The sequence below is a fragment of the Massilia soli genome (genome assembly GCF_016809835.1).
GTDB lineage: Bacteria > Pseudomonadota > Gammaproteobacteria > Burkholderiales > Burkholderiaceae_D > Telluria_A > Telluria_A soli.
Map to the genome: position 1 here is coordinate 397,047 of NZ_JAFBIL020000002.1, position 20,848 is coordinate 417,894.

Here is a 20,848-nt window from a genome sequence, read left to right on the forward strand (position 1 = left end):
GATGCTGGCGCGCGCGCGCCTCCAGAGCGCGGCCACGCGCCGTTCGCTGGTGGCCGAGCTGGAAGCGGCCAGCGGGCTGGAGCCGCGCGAGATCGTGCGCGCGCTGGCCGAGCCGTTCGGCCTGGAAGTGATGGAAACGGCCGAGATGCTGAGCCTGGCGCCAGCGTTCGACCTGCTGCCGCTGGCGCAGGCGATGGCGCGCCACTGCGTGCTGCTGCGCAGCGGCGGCGGCGCGCTGGTGGGCGTGATTCCCGATCCGTTCGACCTCGACCTGCAAACCTGGCTGGCCACGCGCGCCCGCGCCACGCCGGGCGCGCCGCTGTCGACCAGGCTGGCGCTGCAGTCCGACATCCAGGCCTACCTGTCGCGCCAGGAAGAATCGGCGCGCGCCACCGATACCCTGGTGGCCGGCGTGGCCGAGGTACGCAACGACGGCAAGACCGCGGCGGTGCTGTCGTTCGCCTCGGTGTCCGAAGCGGCCAGTCCGGCGGTGCGGCTGGTCAACTCGACCTTGTACGACGCGCTCAAGGCCGGCGCCTCCGATATCCACCTCGAAAGCACCGCCAGTGGCCTGGCCGTCAAATACCGCGTCGACGGCGTGCTCGATCACGCCGCCTCGGTCAACGGCATCGAAGTGGCCGAGCACATCATCTCGCGCCTGAAGGTGCTGGCCGAACTCGATATCGCAGAGCGCCGCGTGCCGCAGGACGGCAGCTTCCGGGTCGAATCGGGCGGCCGCGAAATCGACCTGCGGGTGTCGATCATGCCGAGCATCCACGGCGAGGACGCGGTCATCCGTATCCTCGACAAGCGCGCGATGATCGAAGCCTACGGCGCGCTGACGCTGGAGGCGCTCGGCTTCGATGCGCCGTCGCTGGTGTCGCTGCGCAGCCTGGCCCAGGAAGCCTACGGCATGCTGCTGGTGACCGGGCCGACCGGCTCCGGCAAGACCACCACGCTGTACGCGGCGCTGACCGAGATCCACAACGGCCGCGAGAAGATCATCACCATCGAAGACCCGGTCGAATACCAGCTGCCCGGCATCCTGCAGATTCCGGTCAACGAAAAAAAGGGCCTGACGTTCGCCAAGGGACTGCGCTCGATCCTGCGCCACGACCCGGACAAGATCATGGTCGGCGAGATCCGCGACCGCGAGACGGCGGAAATCGCGGTGCAGTCGGCCTTGACCGGCCACCTGGTGCTCACCACCGTCCACGCCAACAACGTGTTCGACGTGTTCGGCCGGTTTACCCACATGGGCATCGACCCGTACGCGTTCGTCTCGGCGCTCAACGGCATCTGGGCCCAGCGCCTGGTGCGCATGAACTGCCCGCACTGCGCCACCGAGTTCACCCCGACCGACGACGAACTGGCGTCGGTCAACCTGGAGCGCAACGACGTGCGCGACTACGTGTTCATGCAGGGCAAGGGCTGCGGCGACTGCCGCGGCACCGGCTACAAGGGGCGCCGGTCGATCGCCGAGATCCTGACCCTGAACGACGAAATTCGCGAGCTGATCGTCGACAAGGCGCCGATCCGCCAGATCAAGGCGGCCGCGCACGCCAACGGCACCCGCAGCCTGCGCCTGGCGGCGCTGGCACTGGTGCGCCGCGGCGCCACCACGCTGTCGGAAATCAAGCGGGTGACCTTGCATGCGTAGGCGCTTCGGACAGGGCTTGCGCATCGGCGTATCGGGCGCCGCGATCGCGCTGGTGAAAACCAGCCGCTGGGGCGGCCAACGCGCCGTCGTGGTGGCCGAGCACGCCCTGGCGCAAGGGGCGGGTGCGCAGCAGGTCGCCTACGCCTTGCGCGCCGTCCTGGCCGATGGAAGCTGGTCGCGCTGGCCGGCCTGCGTGATCGTGGCCGACGACCTGGCGCGGCTGTGGCAGGTCACGCCGCCAGCGGGCGCCGCGCGCATGGCCGACCTCGAAGCGGCCGCCGCGCTGCGTTTCCAGCAGCTATATGGCGAACCTGCTTCCGGATGGCAGATCGCCGGCAGCTGGGATCCGGCGCGCCCCTTCGCCGCCGCGGCGATGCCGCGCGCCTTGCACGACGCCTTGTCGCTTGTGGCCGCCGAACACACGCTCTCGCTGGTCAACATCGTCCCCCAGTTTATCGCCGGCTGGAACCGCTGGTGCGGCCTGGTCGCGGCCGACGCCTGGTATGGCCTGGTGCATGACGGCGTGCTGACCTTCGGTATTCCGGACGGCGCCGGCCTGGGCGCTGCGCGCGCCTCGCAGGTGCCGGCCGGCGCCGACGCGAGCTGGCTCGGCGCGCACGCCGCACGCGAAGCGCTGCGCCTTGGCGTGGCGGCGCCGGCGCGGCTGCAGTTATCCGGCCAGGTGCCGGACAACTGGCGCGGCGACGCCGTCCAGGTGCTGGACGACACCGGCGCTGGCTGGAGCGCCGCCGCGGCACTGGCCGCCACCGGGAGCCGCGCATGAAGCCCGTGCGCATCGACTTCGCGCCGCCGAGTTTCGCGCGCACCGTGTACCGCACGCCGCTGGCGGCCTGGATGCTGGCGGCATTCGCGCTGCTGCTGTGCCTTGGCGCGGCCTGGGCGGGCGCCAGCCTGATGGAGCGCCAGCGCGGCCACGAACGCCAACTGGCGGCCCTGCAGGCGCGCGCCGCCGTGCCGCTGGCCGCGCCGGTCGCCGCCGCGGCGCCGATTTCGGAAACCCAGGCAAGCGCGGTCAACGCCGCCGTCATGCAGCTCAACCTGCCATGGCGCGCCCTGCAGGACGCGGTGGCCGCCGCCACGCCGGCCGGCGTGGCCCTGCTGGCGCTGGAGCCCGATGCCAGGAAGCGCAGTTTGCGCATCAGCGCCGAGGCGCGCACCAGCGACGAGATGATCGAGTATGTCGCACGCCTCAAGCGCGAAGAGCTGTTCAGCGATGTCGCGCTGACCCACCACGAGATCAACGACCAGGACCCGAACCGGCCGATCCGTTTCGAGCTGGACGCTGCCTGGAGCGCGCCATGAACAACGTCAGCCTGCATGTCCTGCTGCTGCGCGCGCGGCTTGCCGCCCGGGCGCTCGGTCCGGTCGCCTGCGGCGCGGCGCTGTGCTGCCTGCTGGGCGCCGCCGCGCTGGCCTGGCTGCTGCCGCAGCGCGGATTGCAGGTGCGCGAGCACGCGCTGGCGTTGCGCGTTGCGGCCACGCCGCCGCCGGCCGTCAAGGCCGCGCCGGTCATCGCCAACGAAAACCTGGCGCTGTTCTATGACACCCTGGGCGAGCGCCGTTACGCCGAGCAGCAGGTGGCGACCTTGTTCGGCCTGGCCGGAAAATCGGGCCTGACGCTGACCCAGGGCGAGTACAAGGCGGGCTACGACCGCAATGCCGGCGTCTACACCTACCAGGTCATCCTGCCGGTCAAGGGCAGTTATGGCGCGGTGTGGAAGTTCGGCATGCTGGCGCTGCGCGCGATTCCGTTTGCATCGCTCGACGAGATCAGCTTCCGGCGCGATACGATCGGCGTGGCCGACGTCGAAGCGCGCCTGCGCCTGACGCTGTACCTGTCCGGTCCCGGCACCGGGGTGCGGCCATGAACCGGCGCGTGCTGATCTACGGCGCCGCGCTGGCCGGCGCCGCCGCCTTGTTCATCTTTGGCGACCGCACGCCCGACAGCGGCGTCGCCGAGGCGGTCGAACGCGCGCCGATGCCGGCGGCGGCGCCGGCCGCCGTTGCGCGTAGCGCCGCGAGCAGCGCGCCGGAGCCCTTGATTTTGCGGGTGCACGACCGCGCCGCCCTGTTGGGCGACGACGATGACGCCCAGGCCGGCGCCGTGTTCGGCAGCCAGGACTGGAATCCGCCGCCGGTGGTGCAGCAGGAAGCGCCACCGCCGCCGCCGCCGCCGCCGAGCGCGCCGCCGCTGCCGTTTACGTTCATCGGCAAGGCCGTCAGTGATGGCGCCGTCGAGGTCTACCTCGCGCGTTCGGGCACCACCTATATCGTGCGGGAGAACATGGTCATCGACGGAACCTACCGCGTCGACGACATCAGCCCGCCCACGCTGAAGCTGACCTACCTGCCCTTGAACCAGGTACAGCAAATTAACATTGGAGTCCTCGAGTAATGGCAACCCCCCGCATGCAACAACTAGGCCGCCTGCTGGCGCTGTCGCTGCTGGCGATCGCGCTGGCCGGCTGCGCCGCGCAGATGGCCTACCGCGACGGACGCGACCTGGTGGCGCAGGACAAGGTCGAAGAAGGCCTGCTGAAGTATCAGGAAGCGATCGCCAAGGAGCCCGGCAACGCGGTCTACCGGGCCGCCTTCCTGCGCGAGCGCGACCGCAACGCCTTGCGCCTGCTCGACCAGGCCGAGCGCCACCGCGCGGCAGGCAAGGGCGCGCTGGCGCTGCAGGATTACAGCCGCGTGCTGGCGTTCGACCCGGCCAACGAGCGCGCCCGCGCCGGCCTGCTGTCGGTCGAGATGGACGAGCGCCATGCGCGCATGCTGGAAGCGGCCGCCGCATCGGTCGACAAGAAGGAATTCGAACAGGCGCGCCTGAAGCTGGCCGCGATCCTGGCCGAGCGTCCGCAGCATGAACAGGCGCGCCTGATGCTGGCGCGCGTCGGCGAGCAGGCCACCGAGCGGGCGCCGGAAGACGCGCTGGCGGCGGCGTTCCGCCAGCCGATCACGATCGAGTTCCGCGAAGCGCCGCTCAAGCAGGTATTCGAAGTGATCTCGCGTCGCTCGGGCCTCAATTTCGTGTTCGACAAGGACGTCAAGGCCGACCAGCGCACGTCGATCTTTTTGAAGAACAGCACCGTCGAGGCGGCCGTGTACTACCTGATGGTCGGCAACCAGCTGGCGCACCAGGTCATGGACGGCAACACCATCCTGGTGTACCCGAACAGCGCGGTCAAGCTCAAGGAATACCAGGAGCTGACCGTCAAGACCTTCTTCCTGGCCAACGCCGAAGCCAAGACCATCGTCAACACGCTCAAGACCATCCTCAAGGCGCGCGACGTGGTGGCCGATGAAAAGCTGAACCTGGTGATCATGCGCGACAACCCGGAAGCGATCCGCATCGCCTCGCGCCTGGTCGCGCTGCAGGACGTGGCTGAAGCCGAAGTCATGCTAGACGTCGAGATCCTCGAGATCAAGCGCAGCCGCATGCTGGAGCTGGGCATTGCGTGGCCGAACGAAGTGACGCTGGCGCCGCTGCGCTCGTTTGGCGGCGGCCAGCTGACGCTGGACAACCTGCGCGACCTGCGCCGCCGCGATATCGGCGTCTCGGCGCTGTCGGCCACGGTCACGGCGGCCAAGACCGACGGCGACTCGAACACCCTGGCCAACCCGCGCATCCGCGTGCGCAACAAGGAAAAGGCCAAGGTCGTCATCGGCGACAAGGTCCCCAACGTGACCACCACGATTTCGCCCGGCGCCGGCGGCTTCGCCTCCGAATCGGTTAACTACATCGACGTTGGCCTGACCCTGAACGTCGAGCCGACCATTTACCTGAACAACGAAGTGGCGATCCGCATTTCGCTTGAAGTGAGCAACCTGGTGAGCACGATCACGACGCCCAATGGCACCACCGCGTACCAGATCGGCAGCCGTTCGGCCAGCACCATGCTGCAGCTCAAGGACGGCGAAACCCAGGTTCTGGCGGGCCTGATCAACAGCGAAGACCGCAGCAGCGGCAGCAAGGTGCCGGGGCTGGGCAACCTGCCGATTCTCGGCCGCTTGTTCGGGACCACCCGCGACGACAACGAGAAGACCGAAATCGTCCTGTCGATCACGCCGCACCTGGTGCGTACGGTGCAGCGTCCGCCGGCATCGCAGTCCGAGTTCAACGCCGGCACCGAGGCGAGCTTCCGTTCGCGCCCGGACCAGGCGCCACGCACCCCGGTGGTGATACCGGTGCGCCAGCAGCCGCAGCAGGCCGCGCCGTCGGCGATTCCGTCGGCGCCGCCGCCAGCGGCGCCAGCGTCGCAGGCGCCGCAAGCCGTGCCGGTTCCGGCCGGCGTGCCGGCCGCGCCGCAGGTGACGCCGATCGCCGCGCCAACGACCACCACGACGACCACCACCACGACCACCGAAGCGGCCGAGCCGCCGGCTGAAACGGAAGAATAATGCGAAGCCTGGCGCGTGGTTTCACGCTGATCGAGCTGCTGGTCAGCCTGGCCATCCTGGGGTTGCTGGCGTCGATGGTGATACCGGTGACCCAGGTCAGCGTGCAGCGCAAGCAGGAACAGGAGCTGCGCCGCGCGCTGCGCGACATCCGCCAGGGCATCGACGCCTACAAGAAAGCGTACGACGAAGGCCGCGTCGCCAAAAGCCTCAATTCGACCGGCTACCCGCGCACGCTCGAACTGCTGGTCGATGGCGTGCCCGACCTGCGCAGCCCGAAGCGCGCCAAGATTTTCTTCCTGCGCCGGATCCCGCGCGACCCGTTCAACCCCGACCCGCAACTGGCCGACGGCGCGACCTGGGGCAAGCGCAGCTACGCCAGCGAAGCCATCGACCCGCGCGAAGGCGACGACGTCTACGACGTCTACTCCACCTCCGAACGCGTCGGCCTGAACGACGTCCCTTACCGCCAATGGTGATTCCATGATGCGCCGCCTGCGTGCCGGCTTTACCCTGATCGAGCTGCTGGTGGTGCTCGCCATCGTCGCCTTGCTGCTGACGCTCGCCGTGCCGCGCTACCTGCCGCGCATCGATGGCGCGCGCGAGACCATCCTGCTCGACAACCTGCGCAACACGCGCGAGGTGATCGACCAGTACTACTCCGACACCGGACGCTATCCGGACTCGCTCGAGCAGCTGGTCGACAAGAAGTACCTGCGCAACGTGCCGGTCGATCCGGTCACCGAGAGCGCCGCGACCTGGATCGTGGTGCCGCCGGAGGACGGCGCCAAGGGCGCGGTGTACAGCATCAAGAGCGGCGCGCCGGGCAATGACCGCAGCGGCAAGCCTTACCTCGACTGGTAGCGCGATGGCGGCGAGGGGGCGCAGCGGCGGTTTCACCTATATCGGCCTGGTCGTGCTGCTGGCGATCCTCGGGCTGGTGGCCGCCGCCGGCATGAAGACCGGCGCGCTGATGCAGCGTGCGGCGGCCGAGCAAGAACTGCTGGAGATCGGCGCGGCGTTCAGCGATGCCCTGCGCAGCTACGCCGCGGCCACGCCGAAAGGGCAGCAGCAGCAGCCGCCGAACCTGGACGCGCTGCTGAAGGACCCGCGCTTTCCCGGCGTGCGGCGGCACCTGCGGCGCGTCTTTGTCGACCCGATCACCGGGAAGGCGGCGTGGGGCCTGGTCACCAATGGCGACAAGACCTGGATCACCGGCGTGTACAGCCTGTCCGATGCCCGGCCGCTCAAGGTCGGCAATTTCGATGCGCGCTTTGTCAACTTCGACAACAAGGAAAGGATTTCGGACTGGAAGTTCACCGCGGCCGGGCAGGGGCTCCTGATCGCCGGGGCGCCGGGTTCGCCGGACAGCCCGGCGGTGCCGGTCGAGCCGGCGCTTCCCGCGCAAACGCAAACCCCGGCGCCGGAGCCCGAGCCCTCCGCGCCGCCTGCGCCTGCCGCGGCGGACGCGCCGCCGATTGTCGAGCTTGCTCCTGACGAAGCGGCCGAACCTGTGCCATCGGAGCCGGTCGCGCCTGAAGAGAAGGAAGTCGACGCCGAGGACGACACCACGACGCCTGTGCCGGTTGCAAAATAGCCACAACAATTTCCCGATGCTAACGAAATTACCGTGCGTGCGAGCGCGCGGCGGGGGTGGCGTGCTAGCATATTGACATGCATTAATCTGCAACAACACAACAATAAAAACAGCCTGAGTAGCTTGGTTGTTTTGCAAAACCCGCCTTTTCGGCGGGTTTTTTTTCGTGCCTGCGCAGCGCCATGCTGAAAGCGGAGTGGCCACCGCACGTCGTGCCCGCGCAGGCGGGCACCCATACCAGGGATGCAGTAACCGCGAGACTCCCGATCCGCTCCCCGGTTTCTGTATGGATTCCCGCCTGCGCGGGAACGACGGAGTGGCGTCCACACTTAACCGTGACGTCGCCTTTTTTCGCATTTACGCAGCGCCATGTTGAAGCCGGAGTGGCCACCGCCACGTCGTGCCCGCGCGGGAAGGACGGATTGGCCTCCACACTTAACCGTGACGTCGCCTTTTTCGCATTTACGCAGCGCCATGCTGAAAGCGGAGTGGCCACCGCCACGTCGTGCCCGCGCAGGCGGGCACCCATACCAGAGATGCGGTAAGCGCCAGACCCCGATCCGCTACCCGGCTTCTGTATGGATTCCCGCCTGCGCGGGAAAGACGGAGTCGATTCCACACTTAACGCTGACATCGCCTTTTTTCGCATACGCAGCGCCATGCTGAAAGCGACCGTTCCGCCATTCTGATTTACACTTGAAACATCGTGGACGCGGGAGCGGGAATGGGGCAGTTCGGCAGACAGCACATTGACGAAGAACGACTGCAGCTGGCGCTGGAGGCGGCTGACCTCGATTTATGGGAAAACGACGTGCTCACCGGCGCGATCACGCGCCGCGCGACCCGCGTGTTCGGCGAGCTGGGTTACAGCGACGATGAGACCGCGCACATGATCGACGATGTGCTGTCGCTGATCCACCCTGACGACCTGCCGCTGGTGCAAACGGCGCTGACCGAGCACATGACGGGCGTCACGCCGCATTACCGCTGCGAGTTCCGGTTGCGCGCCAAGGACGGCGCGTGGATCTGGTATGCCAATCACGGCAAGATCATGGACGGCGGCGACGGCGTGCGTGGCCGGCGCCTGATCGGGGTGTCCTTCAATATCGACGAACGCAAGCAGACCGAGGCGCGCGCAAATGAGCAGCAGCGCCTGCTGGCTGAGAGCGAAACGCGCTACCGTGAGCTGTTGAGCAACCTCCGCACCGGCATCGTCGTGCATGCGCCCGATACCGTCATCTTGTACAGCAACGCCCGCGCCAATGAGCTGCTCGGCATGAGCGGAAGCGACATTTTTTCCAGGCATGCGGATGACCCGGTCTGGCAATTCGTCGACGAACAGGGCGTGTCGCTGGAAAAGGCGCAGTATCCGGTCCGCCGGGTGCTCGACAGCGGGCGCGCGATCGACTCGCAGGTGCTGGGCGTGCGCCAGCCCGGCCGCACGGCGCCGGTGTGGCTGATCGTAAACGCTTTCCCGGAACTGCACAGCGATGGCACGCTCAAGCAAGTGGTCATCCAGTTCGACGACATCACCCCGCGCAAGCACGCCGAACAGGAGATCCACCAGCTGGCGTTCTACGACGCGCTCACCGGACTGCCAAACCGGCGCATGCTGATGGACCGCCTCAACGAAGCGCTGGCGGCCACCGCGCGCAGCCAGCAATACGGGACGGTGCTGTTCATTGACATGGACAACTTCAAGGCGATCAATGACGTGCTCGGCCACGCGGTTGGCGATTTGCTGCTGGTCGAGGCGGCGGCCCGGGTCGGGCACTGCTTGCGGGAGGCGGACATGGTGGCGCGCCTCGGCGGCGATGAATTCGTGGTGCTGGTGGCATCGGTGCCGGGCGACAGCGGGATGGCCTCGCAACGCATCGCCCTGATCGCCGAAAAAATCCGCGCTTCGCTCAGCGCCCCGTACCATCTCAAAGGGCACGAACGGCACTCGTCGCCAAGCATCGGGGTGGCGATGTTCGTCGGCTCCGACCAGGGCAGTGCCGATGTGGTGCTGCGCCAGGCCGATATGGCGATGTACCGCGCCAAGGATGCCGGGCGCAACACGTTCAGGTTCTTCAGCGCGGCGATGCAGCTGGCGGTCGAAAGCCGCGCCGCCCTCGAAGCCGACCTGCGCCTGGCGATCGGCAGCCAGCAGCTCGCGCTGCACTACCAGGTCCAGGTTGACGACAGCCAGCGGCCGATCGGCGCCGAAGCGCTGCTGCGCTGGCATCATCCATCGCGCGGGACCGTGTCGCCGCTGCAGTTCATCCCGATCGCCGAAGAAAGCTCGCTGATCCTCGACATCGGCAACTGGGTGCTCGACGTCGCCTGCGCCCAGCTGGCGCGCTGGCAGCGCATGCCGGCGATGCGGCACCTGACCCTGGCCGTCAATGTCAGCGCGCGGCAGTTCCGCCAGGCCGATTTCGTCGACATGCTCAGCGCGATCATCGCGCGCCATCCCTGCGACGTTTCGCGCCTGAAGCTCGAACTGACCGAGAGCATGGTGCTCAGCGACGTGGCCGAAGTGGTGCACAAGATGGACTCGCTGCGCGCCCTCGGGCTGAGCCTGTCGATGGATGATTTCGGCACCGGCTATTCGTCGCTGTCGTACCTGAAGAAGCTGCCGCTTGCGCAAATCAAGATCGACCAGAGTTTTGTCCGCGACATCACCACCGACGCCACCGATGCGGTGATGGTCAAGACCATCATCGACCTGGCACGCAACTTCCGCCTGGAAGTGATCGCCGAGGGCGTGGAAACGCAGGAACAGCTGGAGTTCCTGCGCGGGCACGGCTGCATGATCTACCAGGGCTACCTGTTCGGCAAACCGGTGCCGCTCGATGAATTCGAGTCGCGCTGCCACGCCCAGGGGGTGCCGGCTTCGTTGACGTGAAGCGCTTGCGCGCTCCCGTGGAGCTGCGCAAGCGCATGATTTACTTCGCTAAATTTGCCGGCAACAATATTACGCAATAGATTGGTCCTGGCAGCAGGCCGAACCCGGAGGTGGCGTGGCGTGGCGTGGGCTGGCGCACGCCGGCGACGCATCACTTGCCGCGGCGCTTGAAGTCGCCCAGTCGGAAGCCGAGGATGAACAGCACGGCGAAATAGGTGGCCGCGCTGGCGCCTACGATGGACAGCAACGCCAGCGCGCGCAGCCACGGCGTGGCCTGCATCGCGGCCCAGTCGAACTGGCTGGCGCTGTACCAGCTCAGCGCGCCCATGATCGCCACCGCCACCGCCAGTTTCAGAAAGAACACGATCCAGCCCGGCTGCGGCACATAGATGCCGCGGCTGCGCAGGCCGCCGTACAGGAAGCCGGCATTGACGCAGGCGCCCAGGCCGATCGACAGCGCCAGTCCGGCCACCGCGAAGATCGGCACGAACACCAGGTTCATCAGCTGCGTGAACACCAGCACGCCGACCGCGATGCGCACCGGCGTGCGCACGTCCTGGCGCGCATAGAAGGCCGGGGCCAGGGTCTTGACCAGGATGATGCCGAGCAGGCCGACGCTGTAGGCCACCAGCGGCATCGCGGCGTTGGTGATCGACTGGGTGGTGAATTTACCGTAGTGGAACAGGGTGGCGATCATCGGCTCGGCCAGCGTGGCCAGGCCCACTGCCGCCGGCAGCGCCAGCAGGAAGGTCAGGCGCAGGCCCCAGTTCAGCAGCGAGGAATACTCGGCGCTGTCGCCGACCGAGTTCGCTTTGGACAGGCTCGGCAGCAGGACGGTGCCCAATGCCACGCCCAGCATCGCGGTCGGGAATTCCATCAGGCGATCGGCGTAGGTGAGGGCGGACACGCTGCCGGCCGACAGGCGCGCGGCGATACCGGTGTTGATCAGCAAGCTGATCTGTGCGGCCGAGACGGCGAACACGGCCGGGCCCATCTTGCGCAGCATGCGCGAGACGCCCGGATTACGCAGGGCGGCGACGGGATTGATCGAAATACGCGGCAGCATGCCGATTTTCATCAGCGCCGGGATCTGGATGCCAACCTGCAGCAAGCCGCCGACGCACACCGCCACCGCCATCGCATAGATCGGCTGCTCGAGGTAATCGACCAGCACCAGCGAGGCCAGGATGAACGAGATATTGAGCAGCACCGGGGTAAAGGCCGGGATCTTGAACTGGCTCCATGTATTCAGGATGCCGCCGGCCAGCGCCACGAAGGCCATGCACGCTATATAAGGGAACATCCAGCGGGTCATGACGACGGCCGCGTCGAATGCGAGCGGATCGTTGGCCGACTGGCCCATTACCAGCACGATCAGCCACGGCGCGGTAATGATGCCGACCAGGCTGGTAAGCATGGTGGCCCAGACCAGGCAAGTGGCGACGCTGTCGGCCAGGCTCTTGGTCTCGGTCTCGCCGTGCTGGTTTTTATATTCGGACAAGATCGGCACAAATGCCTGCGAGAACGCGCCCTCGGCGAACAGGCGCCGCAGCAGGTTGGGCAGGCGGAAGGCGACGATAAAGGCATCGGTATACGCGGAAGCGCCAAAGGCGCGCGCGAACAGGCTTTCGCGCAGCAATCCGGTGACACGGGACAGCATCGTCATGCTGGAGACGGCGGCCAGGGTTTTGAGCAAGTTCATGGGGCGAGATTATATCCCGGCAACAGTTGCGTTCCCTTGAGGATTTTCTCGCCTGCGCCTTTGGTCCGCCGGGGTCGTCCTTCGGGAGAAAGAACTATTGTTGAATTTGGAATTGCTCTTGAACGATTATGGCGCTATAATCGAAGGCTGTACAAAATTCTGTTTCGCAGACACTAATGTTTGGCAGGCACTGGTTTGACTCACATGGTTCTTCGGCAGTTATGAAACCGGTTTGACAGACGCATATGTCCGCAAACGCAACTTTGACCCCGATTTAGGAAATTCCATGGCAAATACCGCACAGGCACGCAAGCGCGCTCGTCAAGCAGTTAAACAAAACGCTCACAACTCCGCTCAGCGTTCGACTCTGCGTACCGCAATCAAGGCAGTTCGCAAGGCCATCCAGGCTGGCGACAAGGCAGCTGCTACCACCATCTTCCAGACCTCCGTGTCGAAGATCGACAGCATCGCTGACAAGAAAATCATCCACAAGAACAAGGCAGCGCGCCACAAGAGCCGCCTGGCAGCAGCCCTGAAAGCACTGGCAGCTTAATTGCGCTAGTGCGGCGGAACAGCGGCCTCACCGGCCGTTCCGCCAGGCTGTTCCAGTTCTGGACACCAAAAAACCCGCCTGACTCGCGTCACGCGGGTTTTTCGCTTTGCCTCACTTGGGCAGGCCGCCGATCGCGCTGCCTGGCTTGACGTTTCTCTTCTTGAACCAGCCCAGGTTCATTTCCAGCGCATATTTGGCCGGCTTGGCCGAGCAATGGCTTTCCAGCGTCTTCGGCTGCATGTCCTCGATATTGATGATCTTGCCGTCGGCGTCGATGAACGCGACCGACAGCGGCAGCGGGGTGTTCTTCATCCACATGCACTGCGGATTGGCCTGGTCGAACACGAACACCATGCCGTGATTGGTGGCCATGTTTTCACGGAACATCAGACCTTGCTGGCGCTGCGGGTCGGTCGCCGCCACTTCGGCCTGGATCAGGTGCATGCCGGCCGACAGCTGGATGGTTGGAAAGCGCGCGTTCTGGGCGCTGGCGCTGCAGGCGACCAGCGAGAGCAGGGCTGCGGCCACTACGGGAGCGAAAGTTTTTTTCATATTGGTCGTTTGGCTAAAGGTGGCTGATTAAGCCATGCCCGGGGAGCGAGCGTCAAGCACAGACACGCTCCGTTACAAGCGTCGTTCCCGCGCAGGCGGGAACCTATGCTGAGCCAGTACATTCACGGGCGATGGGTTCCCGCCTGCGCGGGAACGACGGGGCTTAGCTTGACCGCAGCGCGTCTGCCGGCACTTCGACATATTCCCCCGGCATCAACGGATGCGTCGACAGCGAGAATGGCCCGATGCTGCTGCGTACCAGGCGCAAGGTGGGCAGCCCAACTGCCGCCGTCATCCGCCTCACCTGGCGGTTTTTTCCCTCTTGCAGCGTGATCGCGAGCCAGCTGGTCGGCTTGTCCTGGCGCGTGCGGATCGGCGGATTGCGCGGCCACAGCCATTCCGGCGCGGCGATGCGCACCGCGCGGCACGGCTTGGTGACAAAGTCGCCCAGGTCGATCGGCGCCTGCAGCTTGTCCAGCGCGGCGGCGTCAGGCAGCCCGTCGACCTGCACCAGGTAGGTCTTCGCTTCCTTGTGGTCCGGGTGCGCGATCTGGTGCTGCAGGCGGCCGTCGTCGGTCAGCAGCATCAGGCCTTCGCTGTCGGCGTCGAGCCGCCCGGCCGGGTAAATATTGGGCTGCTTCAGGTAGTCGGCCAGCGATTCGCGCCCGGGCTGGGGCGAAAACTGGCACAGCACCTGGAACGGTTTGTTGAAGAGGATCAGGGCCATCAGGGCGGTCAGTCGAAAAATTGTCAGTCCGGTTTCATCACAGGCCGTGCCTAAAACCGTAGCGCCTAGTAAAATACCGGTGCATAATGTGAAACGCCTCTTGTGTCTTATAGAAGACCAGCGGGCACGTACCCACAATTGTACCCAGTTTCAGTATCCAGACCTATCCATCGCGGCACGATCGCGAACACCGAGGAAAAGCGCATGAGCAGTGATCAGACCATCATTTACACCCTGACCGACGAGGCGCCGCTGCTGGCAACCCACGCCTTCCTGCCAGTCGTCAGCACGTTTGCCAAGGCCGCCGGCATCACCGTCGAGAAGAGCGACATCTCGGTCGCGGCCCGCATCCTGGCCGCCTTCCCGGAGCGCCTCAAGCCTGAGCAGCGCGTGCAGGACTCGCTGGCCGAACTGGGCAAGCTGACCCTGACGCCGCAAGCGAACATCATCAAGCTGCCGAACATCAGCGCTTCCGTGTCGCAGCTGGAAACGGCGATCGAGGAACTGCAGGCCAAGGGTTACGACATCCCCGACTATCCGGCGGCCCCGAAGACCGACGAAGAAAAAGAGATCAAGGCGCGCTACGGCAAGTGCATCGGTTCGGCAGTGAATCCGGTGCTGCGTGAAGGTAACTCGGACCGCCGCGCCCCGCGCGCCGTCAAGGAATACGCGCGCAAGAACCCGCATTCGATGGCCGAATGGTCGGCAGCCTCGCGCACCCACGTGTCGCACATGACCGAAGGCGACTTCTACCATGGCGAAAAGTCGATGACGGTCCAGGGCGCCCGCGAGGTCAAGATGGAACTGGTCACCAAGGGTGGCAACACGCTGGTGCTCAAGCAAAAGGTGGCGCTGCAGGACGGCGAGATCATCGATTCGATGTTCATGAGCCGCAAGTCGCTGCTGGCGTTCTACGAACAGCAGATCAATGACGCGAAAGACACCGGCGTGATGTTCTCGCTGCACGTCAAGGCGACCATGATGAAGGTCTCGCACCCGATCGTGTTCGGCCACTGCGTGCGCATGTTCTACAAGGAAGCATTCGAAAAGCACGGCGCGCTGCTCGACAGCCTCGGCGTCAACGTCAACAACGGCATGGCCGACCTGTACAACAAGATCGCCGACCTGCCGGTGTCGCAGCGCGACGAAATCGTGCGCGACATCCACGCCTGCCAGGAAAACCGCCCGGCGCTGGCGATGGTCGATTCGGCCAAGGGCATCACCAACTTCCATTCGCCGAACGACGTGATCGTCGATGCGTCGATGCCGGCCATGATCCGCGCCGGCGGCAAGATGTACGGCGCCGACGGCCGCCTGAAGGAAGTCAAGGCCGTGATCCCGGAAAGCACCTTCGCCCGCATTTACCAGGAGATCATCAACTTCTGCAAATGGCACGGCGCGTTCGATCCGAAAACCATGGGCACCGTGCCGAACGTGGGCTTGATGGCCCAGCAGGCAGAGGAATACGGTTCGCACGACAAGACTTTCGAGATCCCGGAAGACGGCGTGGCCAACATCACCGACCTGGCAACGGGCGAAGTGCTGCTGTCGCAGAACGTCGAGCAGGGCGATATCTGGCGCATGTGCCAGGTCAAGGACGCGCCGATCCGCGACTGGATCAAGCTGGCCGTCACCCGCGCGCGCAACTCCGGCATGCCGGCGGTATTCTGGCTCGACCCGTACCGTCCGCATGAGAACGAGCTGATCAAGAAGGTGCGTACCTACCTGAAGGATCACGATACGGCTGGCCTGGACATCCAGATCATGTCGCAAGTGCGCGCGATGCGCTACACGCTCGAGCGCCTGAGCCGCGGCCTGGACACCATCTCGGTCACCGGCAACATCCTGCGCGACTACCTGACGGACCTGTTCCCGATCCTGGAGCTGGGCACCAGCGCCAAGATGCTGTCGATCGTGCCATTGATGGCCGGCGGCGGCATGTACGAGACCGGTGCCGGCGGTTCGGCGCCGAAGCACGTGCAGCAGCTGGTCGAAGAAAACCACCTGCGCTGGGATTCGCTGGGCGAGTTCCTGGCGCTGGCCGTGTCGTTCGAAGACCTGGGCCTGAAGACCGGCAACGCCAAGGCCAAGATCCTGGCCAGCACCCTCGACGCTGCTACCGGCAAGTTGCTCGACAACCGCAAGTCGCCATCGCCGAAGACCGGCGAGCTCGACAACCGCGGCAGCCAGTTCTACCTGTCGCTGTACTGGGCGCAGGAACTGGCCGCGCAAAATGACGACGCCGAACTGGCTGCGCATTTCGCGCCGCTGGCCAAGTCGCTGGCTGAGAACGAAGCGAAAATCGTCGCCGAATTGCTGGCAGTGCAGGGCAAGCCGGTCGATGTCGGCGGCTACTACAAGCTTGACGAAGCCAAGGTATCGGCAGCGATGCGCCCTAGCGCCACCTTCAACGAGGCGCTCGCAACGCTGGCCTAAGTGTCGTTCCCGCGAATGCGGGAATCCATGCGCAACAAGAGGAACCCGTCCGGCCAACCTGCCGCGGCGGGTTTTTTTTACATGCGCGCCAGGGTTTTACGTTTGCGTGATGAGTGGTGCATAATGCAAGACATATTCATATGTTTTTTTGGAAGGGCACAATGTACCAACACATCACCGTTCCGGCCGAGGGCCAGAAAATCGGCGTCAACGCCGACCTGACACTCGCGGTCCCGGATAATCCGATCATTCCTTTCATCGAAGGCGATGGCACCGGCATCGACATCACCCCGGTCATGATCAAGGTGGTCGACGCCGCGGTGGCCAAGGCCTACGGCGGCAAGCGCAAGATCAGCTGGATGGAAGTGTTTGCCGGCGAAAAATCGACCAGCGTGTATGGCCCCGACGTGTGGCTGCCGGACGAAACGCTCGACGTGGTGCGCGACTATGTCGTCTCGATCAAGGGCCCGCTGACCACGCCGGTGGGCGGCGGCATCCGTTCGCTCAACGTCGCCCTGCGCCAGCAGCTCGACCTGTACGTGTGCCTGCGCCCGGTGCGCTACTTCGCCGGCGTGCCGTCGCCGCTGAAGCAGCCCGAGAAGACCAACATGGTCATCTTCCGCGAAAACTCCGAAGACATCTATGCCGGTATTGAATACCAGCAGGGGTCCGAAGGCGCCAAAAAGCTGATGGATTTCCTGATCAAGGAAATGGGCGTTACCAAGATCCGCTTCCCCGCGACCTCGGGCCTGGGCATCAAGCCGGTGTCGATCGAAGGCACCGAGCGCCTGGTGCGCAAAGCGATCCAGTATGCGATCGACAATGACAAGCCTTCCGTTACGATTGTCCACAAGGGCAACATCATGAAGTACACCGAAGGCGGCTTCCGTGACTGGGCCTACGCGCTGGCGCAGAAGGAATTCGGCGCCGAACTGATCGACGGCGGCCCATGGTGCAAGTTTAAGAATCCCAAGACCGGCCGCGAGATCACCATCAAGGATTCGATCGCCGACGCCTTCCTGCAGCAGATCCTGCTGCGCCCGGCCGAGTACAGCGTGATCGCAACGCTGAACCTGAACGGCGACTACATCTCGGACGCGCTGGCGGCCCAGGTCGGCGGCATCGGCATTGCGCCGGGCGCCAACATGTCCGACTCGGTCGCCATGTTCGAAGCGACCCACGGCACCGCGCCCAAGTACGCGGGCAAGGATTACGTGAACCCCGGTTCGCTGATCCTGTCGGCGGAAATGATGCTGCGCCACATGGGCTGGGTGGAAGCTGCCGACCTGATCATCGATTCGATGCAGAAATCGATCACCTCCAAGCGTGTTACCTACGACTTCGCGCGCCTGATGGAAGATGCGACGCAGGTGTCGTGCTCGGGCTTTGGTGATGTGATGATCGAAAACATGTAAGGCGACGCTGCCTGCCGCGATGCGGCGCTGCGGATTTACAAGGCCCCGTTCCTCGCCAGAGGACGGGGCCTTTCTCGTGGGCGGTTGATTATTGTTCATGCAATAATCGGCCATCGCCGTCGGGAGGGCTTATGAACGAGAACAAGAAGTTCGCGCAGGTCGGGCGCTTTATTTACGAGTGTCAAAGGGTGAGGGCAACCCTTGCCGGGCTGTACGACATGCTGGCGCACGGCGCCGCCGAAGGCGAAGCGGCCGACCTGGAACTCGACGAGCTTGCCAGCCGCAGCGTTACGCTGTTCGCGCAGAAGCGCGCGGCCGATGTGGTCGCGGTGGCCGGGTTCAGCGCCGTGATCGAAGTGGTCCTGCGATACGGCGCCAGGCTCGATGAGTTACTGGCGCAGGTCGACCTCGACAATGTTCCGGATGAAGACGAAATCCTTGGCCTGCTCAGTTGCCAGCACGAGCTGGAGCGCTATCAGCGTCTGGTCGCCGCCAGTTGATTCGCCGCCGCTTTGACCGCATTAGCATTCAGTCCACATTCGCGGGGTCTGTTGTTGTGAAAAAGTGAAGAGTTTGCCGTCGCGTGAAAGTCGACTGTGACAATGTGCGTATAATTGCCGAAAAGTACTACTAAGTACTTTAAGTTAATATCCTCGCTGCTCTTTCTACTTTCACGGATGTCCCATGTCCCAATTCGACCGCGTTCACTATCGCCAGGCAGACCGCCTGATGCTGTTCATTATCTGGGGCTTGTTCCTGATGTCGCTCGGTTTGTCCGGGATGCACGACACCATGAAATGGGCGTTGCTGGTGGGCTTGCCTGCGGCCCTGGTTCCCACCGCAATGATTGTCCTGAACGGCGGCACCCGGCTGACCGCCTCGGTGGTGGCGGTCGCGCTGATGGTGTTCAGCGGCTTGCATATACACCAGGCCGGCGGCGTGAACGAACTGCACTTCGGCATTTTCGTCCTGCTCGCCTTCCTGTTGTGCTATCGCGACTGGGTCGTCGTCGTGGTGGGCGCCGCGGTGATCGCGCTGCATCACCTCAGTTTCAACTACCTGCAGGAGCTCGGCTATGGCGTGCGCTGCATGACCGAACCCGGCTTTGTCCGCGTGCTGGTGCACGCCGCCTACGTGATCGTCGAGACCGGCGTGCTGTGCTTCCTGTCCATCGTGCTGCGCCGCGAAACCATGCAGGCGGACGAACTGGCCGCGACGGTTGCCGCCTTGTCGGGGCAGGGCGGGGCGATCGACCTGCGCCGCCAGCAAGTGGCGGCAAGCAGCCCAGGCGGACTGGCGCTGCAGCAAGCGCTGGGCGTGATGCATGGTGCAATGGCGCGCGTGCATCAGGGCGTGGAAACCATCGCGGCGGCATCGCGCGACATCGCCACCGGCAACAGTGACCTGTCCGAGCGCACCGAGCGCCAGGCCAGTTCGCTGCAGGGAACGGTCGCTTCGATGGAGGCGCTGACCTCGCGCGTCCGGCTCAATGGCGACAGCGCGCGCCGCGCCAACGAACTGGCCATTTCCGCCTCGGGTGTGGCGGTGCGCGGCGGCGACGTGGTGGCGCAGGTGGTTGACACCATGGCCTCGATTAATGCGTCGTCGAAGCAGATCGTCGAGATTATTGCCGTCATCGATGGCATCGCCTTCCAGACCAACATCCTGGCCTTGAACGCGGCAGTGGAGGCAGCGCGCGCGGGCGAGCAGGGACGCGGCTTCGCCGTGGTCGCAGCGGAAGTGCGCAACCTAGCGCAACGTTCCGCCGGCGCTGCCAAAGAGATCAAGCAATTGATCGGCGACTCGGTTGGGCGCGTGCAGACCGGTTCGGCGCTGGTCGACAAGGCTGGCGCGACGATGGATGAAATCGTCGACAGCGTGCGCCGCGTGACCGACATCATGGGCGAGATCAGTGCCGCCAGCGCCGAGCAGGAGTCGAACATTGGCGAGATCGACCGCGCGATCACCGAGATGGACAGTGTGACGCAGCAAAATGCTGCGCAAGTGCAAGAGGCCGCCGCCGCCGCCCGTTCGCTGCAGGATCAGGCCGATGACCTGGCGCGTGTCGTTTCCACCTTCTCGCTCGACAGCGGCGCGCACCACAGCGGCAGTGCGCAAGCGCGCCGGTTGCGGCTACCTGCTTGATCTTCTCGCTTGTTTTCCATGTAATACTTGTGTGATAAACAAGGGAGGGAGAATGCATGGAAGCCGCAGTAGACTATGAACAGGTTGGCCGTTTCATCTACGGTTTTATCCGCGTCAGGGGCAGCTTCGATGCCTTTTGCCGGGCGCTGGAGCAGGGCGCCCATCCTCTAACGCCAGAAACCCCGCTAAGCCAGTATGCCGACCAAACACAGGTAGTGCTGAGCCAGCGGTATGGTGCCGGCTCGGTCATCGCGCGTGAGTTCAGTGAAGTTGCGGCGGTAATGCTGGCCGGCGACGGGCGGATGAGCCAGATAAAATCCGGGTTCGATGCGGTGAACGTGCCCGGCGATGCCGAGACCGACGGTCTGCTCAGCGTGCAGGCACGGCTGGATCACATCCGTCAACTGATGAGCGCCGCCAGGTAAATCGGATTGTGCAAAAAAAACCCCGCCGGAGGGCGGGGTTTTTCACACCAAGTCTGCTTGTATTAAGCGGACTGGATGTTGGAAGCTTGCTTGCCTTTAGGGCCTTGCGTGACTTCGAACTGAACTTTTTGACCTTCTTTGAGGGTCTTGAAACCGTTCATGTTGATTGCGGAGAAGTGTGCGAACAGATCCTCGCCGCCGTCATCTGGGGTGATGAAGCCAAAACCTTTGGAATCATTGAACCACTTAACTGTACCTGTTGCCATAAAAGAACTTTCAAATATAAACAAATCACACGAGCCATAAAAGCAAGAAGCTTCTTGCCCC

Annotated in this window: 21 protein-coding genes; 16 read left to right on the forward strand and 5 right to left on the reverse strand. The window is 64.7% G+C overall.

The features are described 5' to 3' along the window. Window position 1 precedes the first annotated feature (1 nt). Genes I4X03_RS06245 through I4X03_RS06285 form a run of 9 tightly spaced genes read left to right on the forward strand, consistent with a single transcriptional unit; the run spans window position 2 to window position 7,676 of the window. Window positions 2-1,660 (forward strand): GspE/PulE family protein, encoded by a 1,659-nt coding sequence (locus I4X03_RS06245; protein WP_223467584.1) that lies wholly within the window; start codon window positions 2-4, stop codon window positions 1,658-1,660. Continuing rightward, on the forward strand, window positions 1,653-2,444 hold the full coding sequence (locus I4X03_RS06250) for a hypothetical protein (RefSeq protein ID WP_223467182.1): 792 nt from the start codon (window positions 1,653-1,655) through the stop codon (window positions 2,442-2,444). Before I4X03_RS06245 ends, I4X03_RS06250 begins: the two co-directional genes overlap by 8 nt. Next, window positions 2,441-2,983: a PilN domain-containing protein gene (locus I4X03_RS06255; protein WP_223467184.1), complete on the forward strand. Its 543-nt coding sequence runs from the start codon at window positions 2,441-2,443 to the stop codon at window positions 2,981-2,983. The genes I4X03_RS06250 and I4X03_RS06255 overlap by 4 nt, the downstream gene beginning before the upstream one ends. Continuing rightward, complete coding sequence (locus I4X03_RS06260; protein WP_223467186.1) at window positions 2,980-3,549, forward strand: hypothetical protein; 570 nt, start codon at window positions 2,980-2,982, stop codon at window positions 3,547-3,549. The genes I4X03_RS06255 and I4X03_RS06260 overlap by 4 nt, the downstream gene beginning before the upstream one ends. Further along, complete coding sequence (locus tag I4X03_RS06265) at window positions 3,546-4,076, forward strand: hypothetical protein (RefSeq protein WP_223467188.1); 531 nt, start codon at window positions 3,546-3,548, stop codon at window positions 4,074-4,076. The genes I4X03_RS06260 and I4X03_RS06265 overlap by 4 nt, the downstream gene beginning before the upstream one ends. Before the next feature lie 14 nt (window positions 4,077-4,090). Next, entirely contained in the window at window positions 4,091-6,082 is a 1,992-nt protein-coding gene (locus I4X03_RS06270; protein WP_223467190.1) for a secretin GspD/PilQ domain-containing protein, read from the forward strand. Further along, window positions 6,082-6,558, forward strand: a complete 477-nt coding sequence (locus I4X03_RS06275; RefSeq protein WP_223467192.1) for a type II secretion system protein — start codon at window positions 6,082-6,084, stop codon at window positions 6,556-6,558. Before I4X03_RS06270 ends, I4X03_RS06275 begins: the two co-directional genes overlap by 1 nt. Window positions 6,559-6,562: 4 nt before the next feature. Beyond that, window positions 6,563-6,943: a type II secretion system protein gene (locus tag I4X03_RS06280; protein WP_223467194.1), complete on the forward strand. Its 381-nt coding sequence runs from the start codon at window positions 6,563-6,565 to the stop codon at window positions 6,941-6,943. Next, window positions 6,909-7,676 carry a type II secretion system protein gene (locus I4X03_RS06285; protein WP_223467196.1) on the forward strand — a complete coding sequence of 256 codons (768 nt, stop codon included), beginning with the start codon at window positions 6,909-6,911 and terminating at the stop codon, window positions 7,674-7,676. The genes I4X03_RS06280 and I4X03_RS06285 overlap by 35 nt, the downstream gene beginning before the upstream one ends. Window positions 7,677-7,758: 82 nt before the next feature. Here the strand turns inward: I4X03_RS06285 and I4X03_RS06290 are convergent, their stop codons facing one another. Next, complete coding sequence (locus I4X03_RS06290; protein WP_223467198.1) at window positions 7,759-8,205, reverse strand: hypothetical protein; 447 nt, start codon at window positions 8,203-8,205, stop codon at window positions 7,759-7,761. Window positions 8,206-8,400: 195 nt separating this feature from the next. Between I4X03_RS06290 and I4X03_RS06295 the strand changes: the two genes are divergently transcribed. Next, the gene (locus I4X03_RS06295; RefSeq protein WP_223467200.1) at window positions 8,401-10,566 is read left to right on the forward strand and encodes a putative bifunctional diguanylate cyclase/phosphodiesterase; all 2,166 of its coding nucleotides are present in this window, start codon (window positions 8,401-8,403) and stop codon (window positions 10,564-10,566) included. A gap of 151 nt (window positions 10,567-10,717) precedes the next feature. Here I4X03_RS06295 and murJ read toward each other — a convergent pair whose 3' ends face one another. After that, complete coding sequence (gene murJ / locus I4X03_RS06300; protein ID WP_223467202.1) at window positions 10,718-12,268, reverse strand: murein biosynthesis integral membrane protein MurJ; 1,551 nt, start codon at window positions 12,266-12,268, stop codon at window positions 10,718-10,720. Window positions 12,269-12,554: 286 nt separating this feature from the next. Here murJ and rpsT point away from each other — a divergent pair, with 286 nt between their 5' ends. Next, window positions 12,555-12,821 carry a 30S ribosomal protein S20 gene (gene rpsT, locus I4X03_RS06305; RefSeq protein ID WP_131422548.1) on the forward strand — a complete coding sequence of 89 codons (267 nt, stop codon included), beginning with the start codon at window positions 12,555-12,557 and terminating at the stop codon, window positions 12,819-12,821. Window positions 12,822-12,932: 111 nt separating this feature from the next. On the opposite strand, the gene I4X03_RS06310 is transcribed toward rpsT, so the two are convergent. Next, on the reverse strand, window positions 12,933-13,373 hold the full coding sequence (locus I4X03_RS06310; RefSeq protein WP_223467204.1) for a DUF192 domain-containing protein: 441 nt from the start codon (window positions 13,371-13,373) through the stop codon (window positions 12,933-12,935). Window positions 13,374-13,536: 163 nt separating this feature from the next. Further along, complete coding sequence (locus I4X03_RS06315; RefSeq protein ID WP_223467206.1) at window positions 13,537-14,100, reverse strand: pseudouridine synthase; 564 nt, start codon at window positions 14,098-14,100, stop codon at window positions 13,537-13,539. A gap of 204 nt (window positions 14,101-14,304) precedes the next feature. On the opposite strand from I4X03_RS06315, the gene I4X03_RS06320 reads away from it, so the two are divergent. The 5 genes from I4X03_RS06320 (at window position 14,305) to I4X03_RS06340 (ending at window position 20,521) form a co-directional block, all read left to right on the forward strand. After that, window positions 14,305-16,536: an NADP-dependent isocitrate dehydrogenase gene (locus tag I4X03_RS06320; protein ID WP_223467208.1), complete on the forward strand. Its 2,232-nt coding sequence runs from the start codon at window positions 14,305-14,307 to the stop codon at window positions 16,534-16,536. Window positions 16,537-16,697: 161 nt separating this feature from the next. Then, a complete protein-coding gene (gene icd, locus I4X03_RS06325) occupies window positions 16,698-17,951 on the forward strand; it encodes an NADP-dependent isocitrate dehydrogenase (protein WP_223467210.1) in 1,254 nt (417 codons plus the stop codon). A gap of 131 nt (window positions 17,952-18,082) precedes the next feature. Further along, on the forward strand, window positions 18,083-18,451 hold the full coding sequence (locus I4X03_RS06330) for a hypothetical protein (protein WP_223467212.1): 369 nt from the start codon (window positions 18,083-18,085) through the stop codon (window positions 18,449-18,451). A 184-nt stretch (window positions 18,452-18,635) separates the two neighbouring features. Then, window positions 18,636-20,096 carry a methyl-accepting chemotaxis protein gene (locus I4X03_RS23180; RefSeq protein ID WP_307735339.1) on the forward strand — a complete coding sequence of 487 codons (1,461 nt, stop codon included), beginning with the start codon at window positions 18,636-18,638 and terminating at the stop codon, window positions 20,094-20,096. A gap of 56 nt (window positions 20,097-20,152) precedes the next feature. Then, the gene (locus I4X03_RS06340; protein WP_223467214.1) at window positions 20,153-20,521 is read left to right on the forward strand and encodes a hypothetical protein; all 369 of its coding nucleotides are present in this window, start codon (window positions 20,153-20,155) and stop codon (window positions 20,519-20,521) included. A gap of 62 nt (window positions 20,522-20,583) precedes the next feature. Here the strand turns inward: I4X03_RS06340 and cspE are convergent, their stop codons facing one another. Then, window positions 20,584-20,787, reverse strand: coding sequence for a transcription antiterminator/RNA stability regulator CspE (cspE, locus tag I4X03_RS06345; RefSeq protein WP_008446468.1), 204 nt, complete (start codon window positions 20,785-20,787; stop codon window positions 20,584-20,586). Between the last annotated feature and the right edge of the window lie 61 nt (window positions 20,788-20,848).